This is a genomic window from Magnetospirillum fulvum MGU-K5, from assembly GCF_000442515.1.
In the GTDB taxonomy this organism is placed as follows: Bacteria; Pseudomonadota; Alphaproteobacteria; order Rhodospirillales; family Magnetospirillaceae; genus Phaeospirillum; species Phaeospirillum fulvum_B.
The window spans coordinates 1-19,159 of the sequence record NZ_AQPH01000013.1 but is presented as its reverse complement, the minus strand read 5'-3'; the positions used below and the strand labels follow the sequence as shown (position 1 = coordinate 19,159).

General features: G+C 64.6%; 18 protein-coding genes. 10 read left to right on the top strand and 8 right to left on the bottom strand.

The window, feature by feature from the left end; translation table 11 throughout:
• Positions 1-5: 5 nt before the first annotated feature.
• From K678_RS05360 to K678_RS05325, 9 genes are all read left to right on the top strand, one after another.
• Positions 6-1,466 (top strand): undecaprenyl-phosphate glucose phosphotransferase, encoded by a 1,461-nt coding sequence (locus tag K678_RS05360; RefSeq protein WP_021131438.1) that lies wholly within the window; start codon positions 6-8, stop codon positions 1,464-1,466.
• A gap of 69 nt (positions 1,467-1,535) precedes the next feature.
• Complete coding sequence (galE, locus tag K678_RS05355; protein WP_021131437.1) at positions 1,536-2,522, top strand: UDP-glucose 4-epimerase GalE; 987 nt, start codon at positions 1,536-1,538, stop codon at positions 2,520-2,522.
• 110 nt (positions 2,523-2,632) lie between these two features.
• Positions 2,633-3,145, top strand: coding sequence for a sigma-70 family RNA polymerase sigma factor (locus K678_RS05350; protein WP_039852138.1), 513 nt, complete (start codon positions 2,633-2,635; stop codon positions 3,143-3,145).
• Positions 3,146-3,151: 6 nt separating this feature from the next.
• A complete protein-coding gene (locus tag K678_RS05345) occupies positions 3,152-4,087 on the top strand; it encodes a FecR family protein (protein ID WP_021131435.1) in 936 nt (311 codons plus the stop codon).
• 105 nt (positions 4,088-4,192) lie between these two features.
• The gene (locus K678_RS05340; RefSeq protein ID WP_231376211.1) at positions 4,193-6,448 is read left to right on the top strand and encodes a TonB-dependent siderophore receptor; all 2,256 of its coding nucleotides are present in this window, start codon (positions 4,193-4,195) and stop codon (positions 6,446-6,448) included.
• 227 nt (positions 6,449-6,675) lie between these two features.
• Positions 6,676-7,359 (top strand): PepSY-associated TM helix domain-containing protein, encoded by a 684-nt coding sequence (locus K678_RS19700; protein WP_269210501.1) that lies wholly within the window; start codon positions 6,676-6,678, stop codon positions 7,357-7,359.
• The gene (locus K678_RS19695; protein WP_269210500.1) at positions 7,353-7,805 is read left to right on the top strand and encodes a PepSY-associated TM helix domain-containing protein; all 453 of its coding nucleotides are present in this window, start codon (positions 7,353-7,355) and stop codon (positions 7,803-7,805) included. Before K678_RS19700 ends, K678_RS19695 begins: the two co-directional genes overlap by 7 nt.
• A complete protein-coding gene (locus tag K678_RS05330) occupies positions 7,798-8,259 on the top strand; it encodes a hypothetical protein (RefSeq protein ID WP_021131434.1) in 462 nt (153 codons plus the stop codon). The genes K678_RS19695 and K678_RS05330 overlap by 8 nt, the downstream gene beginning before the upstream one ends.
• Positions 8,256-8,567 carry a hypothetical protein gene (locus tag K678_RS05325; RefSeq protein WP_039852116.1) on the top strand — a complete coding sequence of 104 codons (312 nt, stop codon included), beginning with the start codon at positions 8,256-8,258 and terminating at the stop codon, positions 8,565-8,567. The genes K678_RS05330 and K678_RS05325 overlap by 4 nt, the downstream gene beginning before the upstream one ends.
• Here K678_RS05325 and K678_RS05320 read toward each other — a convergent pair.
• From K678_RS05320 to K678_RS05305, 4 genes are all read right to left on the bottom strand, one after another.
• Positions 8,552-9,058, bottom strand: a complete 507-nt coding sequence (locus K678_RS05320; protein ID WP_231376210.1) for a response regulator — start codon at positions 9,056-9,058, stop codon at positions 8,552-8,554. The genes K678_RS05325 and K678_RS05320 overlap by 16 nt on opposite strands.
• Positions 9,059-9,104: 46 nt before the next feature.
• Positions 9,105-9,737, bottom strand: coding sequence for an indolepyruvate oxidoreductase subunit beta (locus K678_RS05315; protein WP_021131431.1), 633 nt, complete (start codon positions 9,735-9,737; stop codon positions 9,105-9,107).
• 15 nt (positions 9,738-9,752) lie between these two features.
• Positions 9,753-11,609, bottom strand: a complete 1,857-nt coding sequence (locus K678_RS05310) for a thiamine pyrophosphate-dependent enzyme (RefSeq protein ID WP_021131430.1) — start codon at positions 11,607-11,609, stop codon at positions 9,753-9,755.
• A gap of 126 nt (positions 11,610-11,735) precedes the next feature.
• Positions 11,736-14,408: a bifunctional acetate--CoA ligase family protein/GNAT family N-acetyltransferase gene (locus K678_RS05305; RefSeq protein WP_021131429.1), complete on the bottom strand. Its 2,673-nt coding sequence runs from the start codon at positions 14,406-14,408 to the stop codon at positions 11,736-11,738.
• Positions 14,409-14,505: 97 nt separating this feature from the next.
• Between K678_RS05305 and K678_RS05300 the strand changes: the two genes are divergently transcribed.
• Complete coding sequence (locus K678_RS05300; RefSeq protein ID WP_021131428.1) at positions 14,506-15,333, top strand: hypothetical protein; 828 nt, start codon at positions 14,506-14,508, stop codon at positions 15,331-15,333.
• A gap of 37 nt (positions 15,334-15,370) precedes the next feature.
• On the opposite strand, the gene K678_RS05295 is transcribed toward K678_RS05300, so the two are convergent.
• From K678_RS05295 to K678_RS05280, 4 genes are all read right to left on the bottom strand, one after another.
• A complete protein-coding gene (locus K678_RS05295) occupies positions 15,371-15,667 on the bottom strand; it encodes a hypothetical protein (protein ID WP_021131427.1) in 297 nt (98 codons plus the stop codon).
• 398 nt (positions 15,668-16,065) lie between these two features.
• Entirely contained in the window at positions 16,066-17,727 is a 1,662-nt protein-coding gene (locus tag K678_RS05290) for a ribonuclease J (protein ID WP_021131426.1), read from the bottom strand.
• Positions 17,724-18,506, bottom strand: coding sequence for a type III pantothenate kinase (locus K678_RS05285; RefSeq protein WP_021131425.1), 783 nt, complete (start codon positions 18,504-18,506; stop codon positions 17,724-17,726). Before K678_RS05285 ends, K678_RS05290 begins: the two co-directional genes overlap by 4 nt.
• An 18-nt stretch (positions 18,507-18,524) precedes the next feature.
• Positions 18,525-19,159, bottom strand: a 635-nt coding sequence (locus tag K678_RS05280) for a biotin--[acetyl-CoA-carboxylase] ligase (protein WP_021131424.1), incomplete at its 5' end; no start/stop codon positions are given.

The following is a 19,159-nucleotide window of genomic DNA, read 5'->3' as shown; positions in this document are numbered from 1 at the left end:
TGAACGTGAGGGAGCGGACGAGTTCTGAGCAAATCCCCGCCATCGCAACCTACCGCGGGGCGTCGTTTGCCGGGGTTTCGATCGTCGTGATCACCGCCATTGCCGATATCGTGCTGATGGCGGTGTTCTTTCGGCTGTCATACCTGGAAGCGTCCGAGTATTCGGGGATGCCCGCGAAGGTCTGGAAGCTGACCGATGCGGTGTTCGTCGCCAGTACGCTTTATTTGATGGTCGCGTCGGGTGGCTATAGCCATAAGCAGATCGGGAACCCGGTGTCACAGATCAGCCGCCTGCTGTTCAACAGCAGCGCGGTGGCCTTGCTGGAATGGCTCGCTTTGTGGGCGGCCGATCTGACCGAGGATTTCTGGTGGCCGTTCGAAGCGCCACTGAACACCGTGGCCTGGGGCATCCTGCTGATGTGCGGGGTCCGGGTGGCGTTGTACAAGGCGCTGGTGGTGGGGGCGAGCCGGGGGGTAATCGCCCGCACGGTGGCAATCATTGGCGCGGGCGAACCCGGCAGCCGTTTGATCAAGGCGCTGGAGCGGCGTAAGGAACCGTGGGTCCATCTGATCGGCGTGTTTGATGACCGGAGTGGGCGTGAGCCTGAACTCCCCCTTGGCACTGGCCGACTTGGCAGCGTCGACGATCTGGTCGCCTATTCCCGTCGCAACCGGGTCGATGAGATTCTGATCGCACTGCCATGGGGAGCCGAGACCCGGCTGCTCGACATCCTGAGCCGGGTGCGGTCAGTTCCGGCCAACATTCGGCTGGCTCCGGACGTGATCGGCCATCACTTCCTCGATCGCGGCTTCGGTCGCCTTGGCGGAGTCCCCGTTTTCGACGTCTATTCCAAGCCGATCAGCGGCTGGGGGGCGTTGCTGAAGCGGATCGAGGATCTCGTCTTCGGCGGGCTGGCCTTGTTGCTGGCGTCTCCGCTGATGGTGCTGTGCGCGATTGCGATCAAGCTCGACAGTCGCGGGCCTGTTCTGTTTCGTCAGAACCGCTACGGCTACAACAACACTCTGATCGGGGTCTACAAATTCCGCTCGATGTATCACGAGGCCCGTGACGCTAATTGCGACACTCAAACCACCCGGCGCGATCCGCGCATCACTCGGGTCGGTGCCGTGTTGCGGCGGACCAGCCTCGATGAACTGCCGCAACTCTTTAACGTTCTCTCGGGCGACATGTCGCTGGTCGGTCCCCGGCCACATGCGACGAACACCAAGGCTGCTGGGCGTCTGTTCGAGGAAGTGGTGTGCGAATACGCGGCCCGGCACAAGGTCAAGCCGGGCATTACCGGCTGGGCCCAGGTCCGGGGCTGGCGGGGCGAGACGGACACCGAAGAGAAGATATTGAGACGGGTAGAGTGTGACCTCTATTACATGGAGAACTGGTCGGTATTCTTCGATGTCGAGATATTGTTTAGAACGATAATGGCTGTCGCGGGAAAGAACGTTTATTGAATTTGTGTTCATTGTTAATTCGGTAAATTCCGCCCTTGTGTGAGGCGGAGCTTCAAGGATTTTTAAAATATGACGCAGACGATTCTCGTCACCGGAGGTGCGGGCTATATCGGGAGCCACACATGCAAGGCTTTGGCGAACGCCGGATACCTGCCGGTTACCGTTGACAACATGTCCGGTGGGCATGATTGGGCGGTTCGCTGGGGACCGTTAGAAGTTGGGGACGTCAGGGACGGGGCCTTCCTCGACACCGTGTTCCGCAAGTGGGCACCCCGGGCGGTGGTCCATTTCGCCGGCCTGATCCAGGTTGGGGAATCCGTGCGGCGTCCCGACATCTACTACCAGCATAACGTGTTGGGCAGCCTGACGTTGCTCGATCGGATGAGGGCGCACGACGTGGGGCGTGTGGTGTTCTCCAGCACCTGCGCCATCTTCGGAATGCCGCCGCGCGTCCCCCTCGACGAGGCACTTCCCTTCGCGCCGATCAACCCTTACGGCGCCTCTAAGGCGATGGTCGAGCAGATATTGCGCGACTATGCCCACGCCTATGGGCTGCGCGCTGTTGCACTCCGCTACTTCAATGCTGCGGGGGCCGATCCCGGCGGCGAAGTGGGGGAGGCGCACGACCCGGAATCCCATCTGATTCCATTGGCCATCCAGGCCGTTTCCACCCCGTCCAAGGCGCTGACCGTGTTCGGCGACGATTACCCGACTCCCGACGGGACCTGCGTCCGCGACTACATCCACGTCGCGGACTTGGCCGACGCCCATGTCAGGGCGCTCGCTTATCTCGAATCTGCCGAAGGGTTCGAGGCGTTCAACCTGGGTAACGGCGAAGGGTATTCGGTTCGCCAAGTCATCGAAAGCGTCGCGACGGTCGCCGAACGGCCCGTGCCGCACTCCGTTGCGCGGCGACGTGCCGGGGATGCGGCCATCCTGGTGGCAGACGCACGCAAAGCGGCCCAGGTGCTCGGTTGGGTCCCGGCGATCCCACGGTTGGACGACATCGTTCGCAGTGCCTGGACGTGGCATACGGCCGATGCGCGCCGCTTGTAGGACCGCACCCCTCTTTGGGCGATGTTGATAATTAATTTCATTGTTGTTAGGGTCTCTTCCCTGGTGTGGAAGCGGGCTGTCGTTGCGTGGCAGCCTGGGTGGACGCGGATGTGAGCGACGACAAGATAAAACTCGACCTCTATATAAATCATCGCTCGGCTTTGGTGGATTACGCGACCCCAATCGTCGGCTGCCGGGCGCGGGCGGAAGATGTGGTGCAGGATTCATACCTGCGTTTTTCAAAGTGCGCGCCGGAAGATGGCGCGTTGCGTCAACCGCTTGCATATCTGTACCGGGTCGTCCGCAACACCGCTTTGGATTGTGTGCGTCGCGTGTCGGCCGAAGCCAGACGCGAGGAGGCTCAGGCGGTTGTTTGTGGGTTTGTCCCCCTGGTTCCGTCGCCGGAAGATGTGGCGGTGGGGCGCGATCATCTGCGCCGGGTCGAAGCGGCGCTGTCCGAACTGCCCGAACGCACCCGCAAAGCCTTTGAACTGCACCGATTCGAAGGGTTGCCGTTCCTGCAAGTCGGGCAACACCTGGGCGTCTCTGCCGCAACCGCTCACCGATTGGTGCGTGATGCCATGGTCCACATGATGCGCCGTTTGCACGATGCCCAGGACTGAGATGGCATGAACCGCCCCGATCGACCCATTCCCGATTGCATGTTCGAGCAGGCCTCGGACTGGCTGTTCCGGATGCATGACGCCGCCGGAGAGGAGCGGACGAAAGCCGCATTACAGGCTTGGCTGGGGGCCGATCCCCGTCATCAGGTCGCGTGGCGTCTGGCCTGCCAAGCCTGGAAGGCGACTGAGGCGATCCCCTCGGACGTCGTTGCCGCTGTTCCCCAACGGAGAGGGCGGGTGCGTTATGCCGCTTTGGCTCTGGCGGCCTGTCTTGCCGCCGTGGCGCTGGTTCCCTCCCTCGTGATGCGGGTGCGGGCGGATCTTGTCACCATCGCGGGGCAGAGCGGGCAGGTGCAGCTTGCCGACGGCTCTCGGGTCGTGCTGGGCGGAGACAGCGCGATCAGTCACGATTTTTCCGCCAAGGATCGGTCTGTTTCGCTATGGCGAGGGGAAGCCTATTTCGAGGTGACGCCGGATCGAACTCGTCCGTTCGTGGTTCGCGGCGATGGGGTGACGGTGACCGTGACCGGAACCGCTTTTGGGGTGGATTTAGGCAAAGAGACGACAACGGTGGCGGTAACCCAGGGATCGGTCCTGGTCGGCGTTCATGGAGAGGATTTCCGGCTGGTTCCCGGCCAAAGCCTCGCCATCGATCAGGTCTCTGGCGAGGTCCGGCGTCGCCCGATTGATCCTGCCGATGTCGCGGCGTGGCGGCGGGGCCGTCTGGTGGCCGGTGACCAGACCGTGTCGGCCGTGGTCGATTCGATCCGGCGCCACTATTCTGGCTTTATCGTGCTGACCGATTCCGGGCTTGGCGGTCGTCGTGTCACCGGCCTTTACGATCTGGCTGATCCCGAACGGGCGTTGCGGGCTCTGGTCGGTCCTTATGGCGGTGTTGTCCGGCAGGTGACCCCTTACCTCCTCGTCGTATCTGCCTCCTGAAAAAAATGTGCGCCGCGATGAAACGAAGGCGGCCCCAGCTTCGTCATCTGTCTGGATATGCGATTGCGTCGCACTATCATATGACGGTAGGAGAGGGGAGCAAGTGTGGCTCAGGTGATTCAGGGGGTGTTTCGGGGCGTGGCGATGGCTGGGGCCGCGCTGGCGGTCCTGAGTGGTGCCGTTGCGTCGGCGTCGGCGACGGAAAGCGGGCAACAGATCGCCCAGGCAGCCGAGACTATCGATTTCACGATTGCCGCCCAACCGCTTGATGCGGCGGTGATGGCGTTCGGCCGTCAGTCCGGCTGGCAGGTGTCAGTCGATCCGGCCACCTTGGCCGGGCGTTCCAGTCGCGGCGTTTCCGGACGGATGACGGCGAAGCAGGCCTTGGTCCGCTTGTTGAGCGGGACCGGCGTGGTCTGGCGGATGACCGACAGCCGGACGGCGGTGCTGGAAAGCTCATCAGCCGACGGTGCCATGATCTTGGACCCGGTCGCGGTGGAGGGAACGGCCCAGACGGCAGAGAATGCCTATGGTCCGGTTCAGGGCTATGTGGCCAAGCGCACGGCCACCGCCACTAAAACCGATACCCCCATTCTGGAAACGCCGCAAAGCATCAGCGTGATTGGCGCGGAAGAGATGCGGACGCGTAATGTCCAGACCTTGGAAGACGCCATCAAATACACGCCGGGCGTCAATCTGAGCTATGGCGCGACCGGCGATACCCGAAGCTCCTGGTACAGGATGCGGGGCTTTCCCGTCACCACCACCTTCTATCGCGATGGGATGAAAGTCAGCGGTCAAAGCTGGCAGAAAATCGATTCGTCTCTGCTGGAGCGCGTCGAGGTTCTGCGCGGCCCCGCCTCGGTTCTGTACGGGCAGAACGAACCGGGCGGCCTCGTCAATGCGGTCAGCAAGCGTCCGCAGGAAACCCAGGCGGGCGAAGCGTCGGTCGAATACGGCTCGTTCGACTGGAAGCGTGCCGATGCCGATATCACCGGACCGTTGGACGCGAACAAGCAGTGGCTGTACCGCCTCAACGCGGCGATGCAGGATAGTGACGGCCTGAACGGGATCGATCACGACCGCAACGACCGCAAAGTGTTTGCCCCCTCGTTGACCTGGAAGCCGGTGGAAGGCAGCTTCGTCACCCTGTCCGCCGTCTATCAGGAAGATGACAGCCGGGGCTGGTGGCCGCGCATGAGCTATCGCACGGCGGCGGGACGGTCCAATCCGTCGACCTATCTGGGCGACCCGGATTACGACAGCTATCACCAGGAACAAAAGCATCTGACCGTTCAGGCCGAACACGCGGTCGATGAGACGCTTAAATTCAGCGTGGCCGCGCGCTATTCCAACCTCGAACTGGATTACCGCCAGACGTGGCCCGGCAGCGTTCAGGCTGATGGCAAGACGATCAGCCGCGGCAATTATGCCTATAAACAGGATGCCAACGTTTATACGCTTGATAGCCGTGTTGAGAAGAAGCTGTCGCTGTTCTCGACCAAGCACACCCTGCTGGGCGGCATCGATTACCTGTATCAGGACCGGGATGAATTGTTCGGTTCGGCGACCGATAATGGGATCAGCCTGTTCAATCCGGTCTACGGCAATCACAAGGTGGCGACCGCGACCTCTTTCAGCAAAGGCGATATCCGCTCGCCGGGCTTGTATGCCCAGGACCAGATCGAGCTTGGTGACAAGTGGGTGTTCCAGATCGGCGGACGCCAGGATCTGGCAGGAACGTCCGGCGGCAGCGGCTATCAGGACACGTTCACCGGCCGGTTAGGCGTCGCCTATAAGTCCGGATTCGGACTGGTGCCCTATGCCAGTTACGCCGAATCCTTCGAACCACAATCCGGCAGCGGCTGGGGGGGCTCGAAATTCGAACCGACCACCGGACGCCAGTACGAGATCGGGGTGAAGTACGAGCCGCCGGGCACCAACCTTATGGCAACCGTGGCGCTGTTCGATCTGGTCAAACAGAACGTTTTGACCACGGACCCGGACGAAACCCACTTTTGCAGCGGCAGTCGTTGCGATGTGCAGACCGGCGAAGTGACCTCGCGCGGGGTCGAGGTTGGCTTGACCATGGGGTTGGCCGAGGGGCTGAAGGCGATTGCCTCCTATAGCTACAATCCGGTCGAGGTCACCAAAAGCACCGTTGCCGGTGAGGCCGGGCGTCAGCAGGCCGATACCCCGATCCATACCGCATCCTTGTGGACCGATTACACAATCCAGGAGGGGAACCTTGCCGGGTTGGGGATTTGGCGGCGGCCTGCGCTTTATCGGCCGGACCACCAGTTCGGCGGGGGATGTCTCGACCGCGCCGCAGCTCATCGACGAAGGGATGGTTCGCTATGACGTCGAGGATTGGCGGCTCTCGATGAACGTGAAGAACCTGTTCGACAGGCAGATTGAATATAGTTGTAGCAAAAGCGCGTATGACAAGAGTTGCTATCTGAACGAGCCTTTGACCGTTACCGCCCGGCTGGCGCGAAAATTCTGAGACCCAAGCCGGGGCGGCGATCTCGTCCCGGCCGTTTCATGCGGAAAATCAACATGACAGACTTTAGGCTCAGGGGAATTCCATGAGCGATGCTAAATCGCGGACCCGCCTGTGGTTCCTGTGGCATTCCTGGTTGGCGATGCCGATCTGGGCGTTTCTGTTTTTCGTCTGTCTGACCGGGTCGATCGCCGTGTTCAGCCACGAAATCATGTGGCTGTTCAATCCGGCGATGCGGGCCAGCCTTGACGGCCCGGCCCTGCCGGTCAAGGCGCTGGTCGCGGCAGCCGAAGCGGCGGTGCCGGACGGGCGGGTGAGTTCGGTGTCCTGGGGCGGCTCTCATATCGCCGTTGAGCTCCGCCTCGACATTCCGGACGGCACCTCTGTTTCCGCCTGGGTCGATCCAGTCCGCGGCGAGGTGCAGGGGATATCGACCGGGCCGTCGTTCCAACGGTTTTTCCGCGCCTTGCACGGTTGGCTGCTGGTCTATCCGGTCGGCTGGTACGCGGTGTCGTTGCTCGGCATTCCCCTGCTGGGGGTGCTGATCTCCGGGTTGGTGGTCTATAAGCGTTTCTGGCGGTCGTTTTACCGTCCCCGGATTCGGTTCGGCCAAGGTGCTCGGGTGATGTGGGGCGATTTGCACCGCGTCGGCGGGACGTGGTCGATCTGGTTCCTGGCTTTGATGGCGATCACGGGCCTGTGGTTCCTCGTCACTGTGCTGTTGTGGGACCTTGGCGTACCGCTGGGCGGGGAAAGCCGCCGGTGCTGATCGCGCGCGCCGATCTGCCGGTGGTCGCCACCGCTCCCCGCCCCGATCCCGATGCGATCCTGGCGGCGGCGTATTCCGCCGTGCCGGATATGCGGCTGCGCCGACTGGTATTGCCCAAAGTCGCCTTTATTCCGGCCGAAATCGACGGATCGGGTGGCCAGGCGCCGCTGCTGCCCGATACGATTCAGGTCAATCCTCTGACCTATCAGGTGATGGAGGTGTCCGGTGGCTTCGACCGCTCTCCGCTGTCCTTGACCCGCATCGTGATGCGCGCCCTGCACACCGGCGATTTTGGCGGTCTGCCGGTCAAGCTGGTGTGGTTCAGCTTCGGCCTGCTGCTCACGCTGCTGGTCTTTAGCGGCATGATGATCTGGAGCAAGCGCACGTTGCGGGCGACCGCAGAATGGCGGCGGCAGCGGGTCGTCAGGGAGGCGACCCATGCGTAATCTTTGGCAGCGGGGCAAGTTCCATCTCAGCGCCCTGGTGGTGCTGGTGCCGCTCCCGTTCCTGCCCGGCTATTTCGCCGATCAGCCGGAGCCGAGTGTCCCGGAACTTCACCGCCAAGTGGTCGCCGGTCCGTTCAGGCTGGAGCTGGTTACCGAGGACCAACCGCCCGAGCGGGGCATCTGGGGCGAGCGGGTGAAGGAGTACGCCGTGACGTTTCGTCCCGGCGACATAGATATGATCCGCGGCGTGTTTGTGCGGGTGGGCAAGCCGCGCACTGTGCGGACTCTGGGGGCATTGGCCGAAGGCGGTGCCTATCGACAATATGCCGACCTCATCCTGCCGGACAAACTATCCGGTTCCGAGGAGATATGGCTGACGGTTGAGACATGGGATGGAACACTGCATCAGGCCACCGTTCCGTTAAGAGAGATTTTGGGAGGCTCCGGCCAATGAACCGCCCTGTCATGGTGCTGACCGTCGTCGGCGTTCTGTTCGCGACCGCCGCCGAGGCTCATTACCCCGTCTGCAAATGCGAAATGATCGATGCCGTGAGGGTGACCTGTACCGGCGGCTTTTCTGACGGGTCCAAGGCCCCCGGACTGGTGCTGGACGTGATTTCCTCTGACGAAGAGGTGTTGCTCAAAGGGCGGTTGGGCTCGGACTCAACCCTGACGTTCCCGCGTCCCGATCGGGATTTCTACGTCTTGTTCGACGTCGGGCCGGGCCATACTGTCGAGATCGACCATCATTTGATCAAGTAGATCGGCTGGAACAATGGTTTCAGGTGGCTCCATGGCCCTCGGCCGAGACCGTATGTTCTGGCGGCGGTCAGCCCCGCGCGGCGACGACCTCGACGATCTTGTCCTTGAGGGCAGGGGGCCAATACCGGTTTGGCCAGGAAGGCATCGACGCCGATGTCCTCGGCCAGGGCCAGGGTGGCGTCGTCGGTGTGGGCGGTCAGCAGGATCACCGGCAGTGCCGTCGTCTCGGGCTGGGCCCGCACGGCGCGGACAAAGCCGAACCCGTCAAGCGGACGCATCCGCACATCACAGATCACCAGATCCGGGCGTTCGCGGTCAACGACGTCCAGGCCCGAGGTGCCATCCCGGGCTTCAACGACGGTGACGATACCGATCTGGCCCAACATCTTGCGGATGATGGTGCGAACGAAGTCCTGATCGTCGATGATCAGGACTTTCAGTCGAGTGAGATCGGCGGGCATCGCGTTATTCTCGCGGTCGGGAACGGGCAATCGCCAGAGCCTAGCAGAAACCGTTCCCGAACGCCAAATCGGGTGGTCAGGAATTGACCGCCCGCGCCGACACGTCGGCATTGCCGCGCTGCGACGCCTGTCGCCCCGCTTCGAACGCGCGCTGGTTGACCTCGACCATCGCGGGCTTGCGCTCGCGGAAGCGGCCGACGATCTGCTCCTCCAGTTCGCTGGCGGGGAAGGGCAGGTGGTCGGCGATCGCGCCCAGCATGATCGTGTTGACGAGGCGCAGATTGCCGAGATCGCGGGCGATGGTTCCGGCATCGACCTCGATCACCGGCACCCCGGCGGCGCGCATCTGCGCCACCGGATCGGCCGGATATTTATAAAGCCCGGACGAGACGATCGGCGGCGCCAGCCGGATGGTGTTGACCATCGCGGTCCCGCCGGGACGAAGATGGTCGGCCCAGCGCGAGCCTTCCGCCACCTCGAACGCCACCAGCAGATCGGCGCTGCCGGGGGTGATGACCGGCGACCACACCTTGCGGCCAAAGCGGACATGGCTGGTGACGACGCCGCCACGCTGGGCCATTCCGGCGATTTCGGATTTCTTGCAGTCGAATCCCTGGGCCATCGCCGCCTGAGCCAAAATCTCGGCGGCGGTCATCACGCCCTGGCCGCCGATGCCGCAGATCAGGATATTGGTGATCACGTCATTCATGCCTGAAGCGCCCTTTTACTGCGCGACCGCGGTCGGTTGAGCCGGCACGATTGCCTTTGGCCCGCACGACTCGACGCACATCCGGCAACCGGTGCACATCGCGGTATCGATGGTGGTGAATTTCAGTTCGTGGGTCGTGCCGTCGGCGCGGGTCCGCGTCTCGGTGCGTTTGACCGTGATCGCCGGACAGCCGACCTTGATGCAATTGGCGCAGCCGGTACAGGTCTCGTCGATCACCTTCAGCGGCGACAGGCGGTCATAGAATTCCGACAGCACGCAGGGGCGGGTGGTGATGATCACCGACGGCGCCGGGACCGCGATCTCTTCCTTGATGGTCTTATAGACGACGGGGAGGAGATAGGGATCGACGGTGCGGATGCGTTCGGGGGCGACGCCCAGCGCCTCGACCAGCTTGGCGAAATCGATCCGGGGCGCATCCTCGCCGGTCAGGCTCTTGCCGGTGCCGGGATGGTTCTGGCCGCCGGTCATTCCGGTGGTGCGGTTGTCGAGGATGATCGCGGTGACGTTGCCACGGTTATAGACGATGTCGAGCAGGCCCGGCATTCCCATGTGCAGGAAGGTCGAATCGCCGATCACCGCAACGACGCCCTTATCCTTGGTCGCCTCGGACCGCGCCTTGTCCATGCCAAGGGCGATGCCCATCGAGGCACCCATCGAGATGGTGGTGTCGAGTGCGTTCCACGGATGCCCGGCACCCAGGGTGTAGCAGCCGATATCGCCGGAAATCTGCACCTGCTTGCGCAGCCGGGACAGCGAGTAATAGACGCCCATGTGCGGACAGGCCGGGCACATCGTCGGCGGACGGGGGAACGGATCGATCTTGGGATAGACGCTGCCCTTGGGCAACGGCTCGCCGACCAGGCCATGAATCGCCGGGATCAGCACGTTGGGGGTCAGTTCGCCGAGACGGGGCAGCAGATCCTTACCGTGGATGCGCGACAGACCGGCGGCCTTCAGATCGTTTTCCATCAGCGGCTCGGTCTCTTCGACCACCACCAGATGGGCCACGCCCGACGCCATCTTTTCGACCAGTCCGACCGGCACCGGATAGGTGAAGCCCAGCTTCAGCACCGGCGAATCCGGGAAACACTCGCGCACATGCATATAGGCCGGACCCGAGGTCACGAACCCGATGCGGCGGTCCTTGCCATCTTCCATCCGGTTCAGCGGCGAGGATTCGGCCAGGGCCAGCAACTTGGTCTCGCGGGCGATCTGGGCGGGAATCTGCCCCTTGGCATTGGCCGGAGTCATCACCCAGCGGCGCGGATCGGAGGCAAAGCCGGTGATGTCGTGGGCGACCCGCTCGCCGACCTCGACCACCGCCTTGACGTGACAGACGCGGGTGGTCAGACGGAGCAGGACCGGGGTGTTGCACGCCTCGGACAGCTCGAAGGCGTACTTGACCATCTCATAGGCTTCCTGGGAATCCGCGGGCTCCAGGATCGGCATGTGGGCGAAGCGGCCCCAATAGCGGGAATCCTGCTCGTTCTGCGACGAGCTCATCCCGACATCGTCGGCAACGGCGATCACCAGACCGCCGACGACACCGGCGACGGTGATCGTCATCAGCGCGTCCGAAGCGACGTTCAGCCCGACATGCTTCATCGCGCAGAACGACCGCGCCCCGGACATTGAGCCGCCGATGGCGACTTCCAGCGCGACTTTCTCGTTGACCGACCATTCGGCGTAGAGATCGGGATAAAGCGCCAGACTCTCAAGAATCTCGGTCGAGGGGGTGCCGGGATAAGCGGAAGCGACCTTGGCTCCGGCTTCCCAAACGCCCCGGGCGATGGCGTCGTTCCCCGACAGAAGAAGGCGGGTATGCGGCTGTGCCTGGACGGCGGCGGACATGCAAAAAGCTCCTTCGAGACGTCCCCTGAAGTCCGGTCCGGGCGTTAAGGCCAGAGCCGGAAGGGCCGGAGCGTACACCGCCGCCCTTCCAACCGGAAGCGGAATGAGAGCAGGACGGCATCGCGTTCATTTCGCCTCGGGCGGGCCGGTCTGAAGGTCGAGAACCAGCTCGATCACCTCATGCTCCCCGGACGGGTGGGGCCGGAATCCGGCGCGGCGGGACAGTTTCAGCATCGCCATGTTTTCGCTCATGATCTGCGCGAAAATCTGGCCGGTGCCACGCGCCCGCTGATAGCGGATGATCTTGTCGAGCAGGGTGTGGCCCAGCCCGGTTCCCTTCAGGTCCGAGCGGACCAGGATGCCCAATTCGGCCCGCTGGTTGTCGGGATCGGCGACGGTGCGGACAACGCCCAGGGTTTCCTGGTGTCCCTCGTCATTGACGCGGGTGGCGATAAAGGCCATTTCGCGCTCGTAATCGATCTGGGTCATCCGGGCCAATTGGAAATGCTGCACCTCGCGCACCAGCCCGAAGAAGCGCATCCGCAAATCCTGCGGCGTCATTTTCGCGATCAGGTCGGCATGGGCCGGTTCGTCCTCGGGGCGGATCGGCCGCAACTGGATCGGGGTGCCGTCCCGCATCACCGCGCTTTCCTCCAACTCGGCCGGGTAGGGCAGAATGGCAAAGCGGCGGAGATCACTGTCTTCCCACGGCCGCACCCGGACCCGGGCGTCGAGCGCCACCACCCCTTCGTCATCGGCGAACAGCGGGTTGATGTCGCAGGCGACGATCTCGGGATTGTCGGCCAGCATCCGCGACAGCCGGACCAGAACCTCGGCAACGGCGTCGCGGTCGGCGGCGGGGCGGGTGTCGCTCGCCTTCAACAGCCGGGCGATCCGGGTCCGTCCGATCATGCTGCGCGCCAGGGGCAGGTTCAGCGGCGGCAGGCCTACGGTGTGGTCGCGCGGCACCTCGACGGCGCGGCCGCCCTCGCCGAACACGATCACCGGCCCGAACAACGGATCACAGGCGATCCCGGCGATCAGCAACCGGGCCTCGGGGCGGTAAAGCGAACGCTGGACGGTAAAACCGGCGCTTTCGGCCTCGGGATTGTCGATCGCGACGCGGCGGCGGATCGCCAAGGCGGCGGTGCGCACCGCTTCGGAGGAATCCAGCCCCAGCGCGATCGCGCCCGCCTCGGTCTTGCGGGCCAGATCGGGGCGATCGAGGGTCAGGGACACCGGGAAGCCCAGCCGTTCGGCGGCGGCGGCGGCTTCTTCGGGGGTGGCGGCGCGGTCCGCCGCCTGGATCGGGATGCCATAGGCGGCGAGCAGGGCGCGCGCCTCGGAATCGCTCAACATCCCCTCAGGCGCCGACAGGCCGCGTTCGACGATTGGGCGGGCGGCGATCCGCGCCTCGGCAAAGCCCTCCCATTGCGACGGCGGCGTCTCCATCAGCATTGTCTGATTGCGGCGGTAATGGACCAGATGGCGGAAGGCCCGCACCGCCTGACCGGGGGTAGCATAGGTCGGCAATCCGGCCTCGGCGAACAGCCGCCGCGCCGGAGCCACCGCTTCCTCGCCGACCCAGGCGGTCAGTATCGCACCATGCTGACGCTTCTGCGCCTCGATCACCGCCTGGGCGGGGGCGACCGGTTCGGTCATCGCGTTGGGGGCGTGGACCGCCAGCACCGCATTGACCTCTTCGGATTCGATCAGGGCGCGGACCGCCTCGCCATAGCGTTTGCCGTCAGCGTCGAGGCCAAGGTCAAGCGGATTGGCGATCGTAGTGCCGGGTGGCAGCAGCGCCGCCAGCTTGGCTCGGGTCGCTTCGGACAAATCGGCCAGCCGGGGGCCACCGGGTTCGTCCATTTCGGCCTCGGCCATCCGGGCCATGCCGCCACCGTTCGATACCACCGCCAGCCGGTGGCCCGGTACCGTCCGCGCCCGCGCCAGGGTCTCGACCGCGCCGAACAATTCATCGACATCGCCGACCCGCAGCGCGCCCGAACGGCGAACGGTAGCGTCGAAACATTCCTCGGAGGTGGCCAGCGCTTCGGACAGGAACGCGCCGGGGCGGCGGATGTCCAGATGTCCCGGTACCCGGACCAGCAACAGCGGCTTGTTGCGGGCGGCGGCACGGGCGGCGGCAACCAGATCGCCGCGACGGCGAATCTGTTCGATATAGAGCAGGATCGCCCGGGTCTGGTCGTCATTGGCGAGATAATCGAGCACGTCGGCAAAATCGATATCGTCGCCATTGCCCAGGCTGATGAAGTGGGAAAAGCCGATTCCGTGCGGCCGCGCCCAATCCAGCACCGCGCCGCACAATTCGCCCGATTGCGAGACCAGTGCCACCTTACCCGGCAAGGCCTGAAGGTGGGAGAAGCTGGCCATCAACCCGATCCGGGGTACCAGAATCCCCAGACTGCCGGTGCCGAGAACGCGGACGCCGTGTTGCCGGGCGGCGGCCAGCATCGCCACGCGATCGACATCGGTGGCGATCACGATCGCGGCGCGGGTGCCGATCCGCCCCAGATGCTCGATCTGCTCCGGCACGCCCGCTCCCGGCGTGCACAGCACGGCAAGATCGGGGACGATCGGCAGAGCCTCGACCGTGGGATAGGCCAGCACCCCGGCCACCGCCTGCTGGCGGGGATGGACCGGCATGATCGGGCCTTTGAACCCGCCGGTCAGCAGATTGCGCATCACCACTGCCCCGGCCGAAAGCGGTCGGTCGGAGGCCCCGACCACCGCTACCGAGGAGGGCTCGAACAGGTGGGACAAATTGCGTATGCTCATGTCCTGAAAACCCTTTCCTTCCGGCCTTCCCGCCCGTGCCGCCATCGTCTATGGTGCTGGTCCGGCTGTCCATTCCAGTCTGCTAGATGGTGTCCCAATGCGCAATGTGGCTGTCCTCGTTCTGGCCTTCTCTCTGCTGTCCTTCGCCGCGTTGGCGGAAGAGGGGGGCGGGCCGGTGCTGTCTCAGCCGCTGACCTCTCCTGCTGCCGCTCCGCCGCCCGAGGATAGTGCAGCCCCGGTTGCGCCATCTCGTCCGGCGGTAACGATCGCTCCTCCCGCGCTCGAGGCGTCCGGTCCTGCTCCGCAGGCGGTCAAGCCTGCCCCGGTTGTCCCGTCCGCCGCTCCCGCCGTATCGGTCTCGCCGGTTGCTCCGACGGCCGAGCCGGTGGTTTCTGCCGTCGAGTCCTTGCCGCCCCCGGCAGGATGGCTTCAGGCTCTGATGCTGCTGGTGGGGGCATTGATCGCCGGTCTGATCGGGATGGCGGTTGCGGTGACGCTTCAGGGGCGCGATCTGTCACGCCGCCGCCGCGCCATCGCCGCGACCCTGGCGATTGAGCTGGAGGCACGGCGTCAGGCTTTCGCGGCGGTGCCGTCTCCGCCCAACGCCGAAGCCGGAGTGTCGTTCGTTTCGGCGGTCGCGGCCCTGGCCGATTTCGATTGCGGCTGGCGCTCGGCGCAAGGCTCGCTGTACCTGCTGCCCGACAAACTGGCCGGTCATCTGTCGGTCCATTATGGCGCGGTCCATCACGTCGCCGCCTTCGTCAAGGGGCAGTCGTTCGCCGCTGCGCTCAGGATGCTTCAGGCCAACCGGATCGGCGGCCATCCTTGCCCCGACGCCGGGGCGATGCGTGAAGCCCATGTCGAACTTGCCGCCGCCTTCCGGGGCGTCGACAAGCTGCTGTTGGGGCTGAAATCTCTGGGGTGATCCCGGCGAAGCGGGGGGCTAAGGCCCCCCCAGGCGCTTACTTGCAGACGAAGAAGCTGTCGTTCTTGTGGGTCTTGCGCATCATCTCCTGCCTTTCCGGCAGGGTCAGCTCGGCGTCGGCCTTGGCATAGCCATTCGGGCAGACCCGCATCGCGGCGCTCCGGCAGCTTTCAAACCAATTCAGCCCGTCCCGGCAATTGATGTAATAGAGGGTGGCGCCGTCGCTGCGCTCGAAGCGAGTGACCTCGGCGCAGGCGGACAATCCGGCCAGGGCGGAGAGGGCCAGCAAAGCGGCGGCCCAGCGGCGGGGCAGGGCATATCCGGCACGAATCATCGAAAGAAGTCTCCGCCAAGGTCGGGGCACCGTCACGTCTTGCGCGCCTGCCTGTTTAGCACGCGGGCGGCGGGTCCGAAAGATCATCAAGACCCGCCGCTTCAGGCCATCGCAAATTGCGATTGCCCTGATTGATCATCTGCCCTCAGGCGGCGGGCGCGGTGCCTCCGCACCCCTTGCCTACGCGCCACGGGGCGCGCGGCCCTTCGGGCCTAGAGTGCATTCCACTCAAACGATGTCAGAGTGGAATGCGCGACAAGCCCGAGCGGCGCTTGAGCCACGCCAGCACCGGAGGGGCTGCGGCCTTAGGCAAAATCCTAGAGCCGATTCCATTTGAATGGAAAAGGCTCTAGACCTGCGCGGCGATGAGTTTCACTCACCGCCGCTTGGTGCTACCCCTACACCCGGACCAGATGGACCTCGGTGATCGGCTTTTTGCCGTGGCTGTCGCGCAACGAGCGCCGCACCCCCAGCCGTGCCGTTTCGCGCACCACCGCGTCGTCGCGGCGGGCCTTGATCGGCAAAGCCTCGATCGCGGAGATCACCGCCTCGATCACGGCGGCGTGTTCCTCGGCCTCGTGAGCGGCGTCGAGCAGGCCGAGTGCGGTCAGTTGGGGATCGCCCAACAGACGCCCGGTCTTGTCGATCACCACCGTCACTACCGCCGATCCGTTGAACACCATCCGGCGGCGGTTGCGCAGGATTTCCGAATCGAGCGAGACCAGACGCGGCCCGTCCAGGCACAGACGGCCGGTGGGGATGTGGTCGATCACCTCGGCCGGGCCGGGAGCCAGCCGGACCAGCGCGCCGTCGGACAGTTCGACCGTCTGTTCCGCTCCCATCTCGGTGGCGAGGCGGGCGTGCTCCTGCTGGTGGCGGGCTTCGCCATGGACCGGGACGGCGATGCGCGGACGCACCAGCCGGTACATCTCCTCGACCTCCTCGCGGCCGGGATGGCCCGAGACGTGGACAAAGGCTTCCTTGTCGGTCACCACCTCGACGCCGAGGCGGATCAGGTCGTTTTGAAGCCGGAAGATGCCCTTTTCATTGCCGGGGATGATCCGCGACGAGAAGATCGCGACGTCGCCCTTGCCCAGCACGACGTGGGGATGGTCCCCGGCGGCAATCCGGGCCAGCGCGGCACGCGGCTCACCCTGACTGCCGGTGCAGAGATAGAGCACCTTGTCCTTGGGCAGGTATCCGGCGTCGTGCTCGGTCAGGAACGGCGGCAGATCGGTCAGGTGGCCGGTCTCGCGCGCGGCCCGTTCGATCCGCCACAGCGAACGCCCGACCAGTGCGACGTGGCGGTCGTTGGCGGCGGCGGCAATCGCGATGCTTTCCAACCGGGCGACGTTGGTGGCAAAGCACGACACCGCAATCCGCCCGTCATAGCGGCCGAACAGTTCGATCAGGCTGCCGCGCACCTCGGATTCCGAGCCGGAATGGCCCTTGGTAAAGACGTTGGTCGAATCGCCGACCAGGGCCAGAACCCCCTCGCGTCCAACCCGGCGCAGCGCGTCGAAATCGGTCGGCGGGCCGACCTGGGGATCGGGGTCGAACTTCCAGTCGCCGGTATGGACCACCGTCCCCGCCGGGGTGCGGATCGCCAGCGATTGCGCCTCGGGGATCGAGTGGGTGACCGGGATCATCTCGACCGCGAACGGTCCGGCGGTAAAGCGTCCGCCCGGCGGAATCACATGGATCGGCACGATGTCCTGCAAGCCGACCTCGTGCAGCTTGCCCTTCAGGATCGCCGCCGCGAACGGGGTGGCATAGACCGGACAGCGCAGGCGCGGCCACAGATACTGAACCGCCCCCAGGTGATCCTCGTGGCCGTGGGTCAGCACCAGCCCGACCAGATGATCGCGCCGCTCCTCGATCCAGGCTGGATCGGGCATCACCACATCGACCATCGGCATCGAATCGTCGCCGAAGGTGACGCCGAGATCGACCATCAGCCACTGCCCGTCATAGCCGTACAGCGACAGGTTCATCCCGATTTCGCCCGCGCCACCCAGCGGCAGGTAATACAGCTCGTTGCCCTCGGGGAAATAGGTCATCGGGCAACCGGCGTGGCATTGCGGCGATGAATTTCCAACAATCCCCGCAGGGTCAGATCGGCGTCCAGCGCCCCGATCACCGGGGTGGCGTCGGCGAACAGCGGGGCCAGCCCGCCGGTGGCCACCACCATCATCTCGGTTCCAAACTCGTCCTTAATTCTCCGCACCAATCCCTCAATCAGGCTGACATAGCCCCAAAAAATTCCAGATTGCATCGCAGGCACCGTCGCCTTGCCGATTACATGGCGCGGCCGTCCGATTGCGACGCGCGGCAGCTTGGCCGCAGCCATGTGCAGCGCTTCCAGCGACAGGTTGATCCCGGGCGCGATCGCGCCACCACAATAATTACCGACCGCATCAATCACATCGAAGGTGGTGGCAGTGCCGAAATCGATCACGATCAGCGGCCCCTCATAGCGGCGATGGGCGGCGACGGCGTTGACCAGACGATCGGCTCCGACTTCTTCGGGGCGGTCGAGCAGGATCGACAGACCGAGATCAACCCCTTCGTCACCGACCACCAGCGGCTCGCAATTGAAGTAGCGGCGGCACAGGGTCTTCAGATGGAACACCATCGCCGGGACGACGCTGGCGATGATCGTCGCGCCGATATCCTGGCGTCGTAATCCTTCGATCGTCAGCAATTGGGTCAGCCAGACGCCCAACTCGTCGGCGGTGCGCTCGGTATTGGTCGAAGTGCGCCACTCGCCGCGCAGACGGTCGCCGTCGAACACCGCGAAAACGATGTTGGTGTTGCCCGAATCGATGGCCAACAACATGATAACAGTCTCCTGGGATCACGAAGCGGGGAAGAACACGTCTCCCGCCAGAATGCGGCGTCGTCCGGCTGGACCTTGGTCCAGCACCAGGGCGCCGTCGTCGTCAAGGGCGTCGAACCGCCCGGTCAGGGTCTCGGTTTCCAAGCGGACCACCGCCGTTTCGCCTAACCCCAATGCCCGTTCCAGCCAGGCCCGGCGCACCGGGGCGAACCCCTCGGCGCGCCAAGCCGCCAACAGCGGCCCGAAGCGGCGGCAGAATTCGGTCAGCACTGCCTCCGGTCCACCGCTCCAACCGAGATCGGCCAGCGCCGTCGCGGGCTGCATCACCTGCTCGGGCGGCGGCGCGGCGGCGACGTTGACGCCCAGCCCCAGCACCAGCCAGCCATCGCTCGCGCTGTCGAGCAGCATCCCGCAGATTTTAGCGTTGGGAGCGTCGGGGCCGCCTGCGACCATCACGTCATTCGGCCATTTGCAGCGAAAATCGGCGGTAGGAACCAGATCGGCCAGCGCTCCAGCCAGGGCGGCGGCGGCGGCAAAGCCCAGTTCGGCCGACCGTGCCAGCGGACCCGTCTGGCGGATCAGCAGCGAGGCGTGGAGATTGCCCGCCGGGCTGACCCAGGTCCGGCCCCGGCGACCGCGCCCAGCGGTCTGGG

What these genes read in the sequence shown, in the direction of transcription:
- galE (WP_021131437.1), top strand. Translation starts at nt 1,536, where the DNA reads ATGACGCAGACGATTCTCGTCACCGGAGGTGCGGGCTATATCGGGAGC.
- K678_RS05345 (WP_021131435.1), top strand. Translation starts at nt 3,152, where the DNA reads ATGAACCGCCCCGATCGACCCATTCCCGATTGCATGTTCGAGCAGGCC.
- K678_RS19700 (WP_269210501.1), top strand. Translation starts at nt 6,676, where the DNA reads ATGAGCGATGCTAAATCGCGGACCCGCCTGTGGTTCCTGTGGCATTCC.
- K678_RS05330 (WP_021131434.1), top strand. Translation starts at nt 7,798, where the DNA reads ATGCGTAATCTTTGGCAGCGGGGCAAGTTCCATCTCAGCGCCCTGGTG.
- K678_RS05325 (WP_039852116.1), top strand. Translation starts at nt 8,256, where the DNA reads ATGAACCGCCCTGTCATGGTGCTGACCGTCGTCGGCGTTCTGTTCGCG.
- K678_RS05315 (WP_021131431.1), bottom strand. Translation starts at nt 9,737, where the DNA reads ATGAATGACGTGATCACCAATATCCTGATCTGCGGCATCGGCGGCCAG.
- K678_RS05310 (WP_021131430.1), bottom strand. Translation starts at nt 11,609, where the DNA reads ATGTCCGCCGCCGTCCAGGCACAGCCGCATACCCGCCTTCTTCTGTCG.
- K678_RS05305 (WP_021131429.1), bottom strand. Translation starts at nt 14,408, where the DNA reads ATGAGCATACGCAATTTGTCCCACCTGTTCGAGCCCTCCTCGGTAGCG.
- K678_RS05300 (WP_021131428.1), top strand. Translation starts at nt 14,506, where the DNA reads ATGCGCAATGTGGCTGTCCTCGTTCTGGCCTTCTCTCTGCTGTCCTTC.
- K678_RS05295 (WP_021131427.1), bottom strand. Translation starts at nt 15,667, where the DNA reads ATGATTCGTGCCGGATATGCCCTGCCCCGCCGCTGGGCCGCCGCTTTG.
- K678_RS05290 (WP_021131426.1), bottom strand. Translation starts at nt 17,727, where the DNA reads ATGACCTATTTCCCCGAGGGCAACGAGCTGTATTACCTGCCGCTGGGT.
- K678_RS05285 (WP_021131425.1), bottom strand. Translation starts at nt 18,506, where the DNA reads ATGTTGTTGGCCATCGATTCGGGCAACACCAACATCGTTTTCGCGGTG.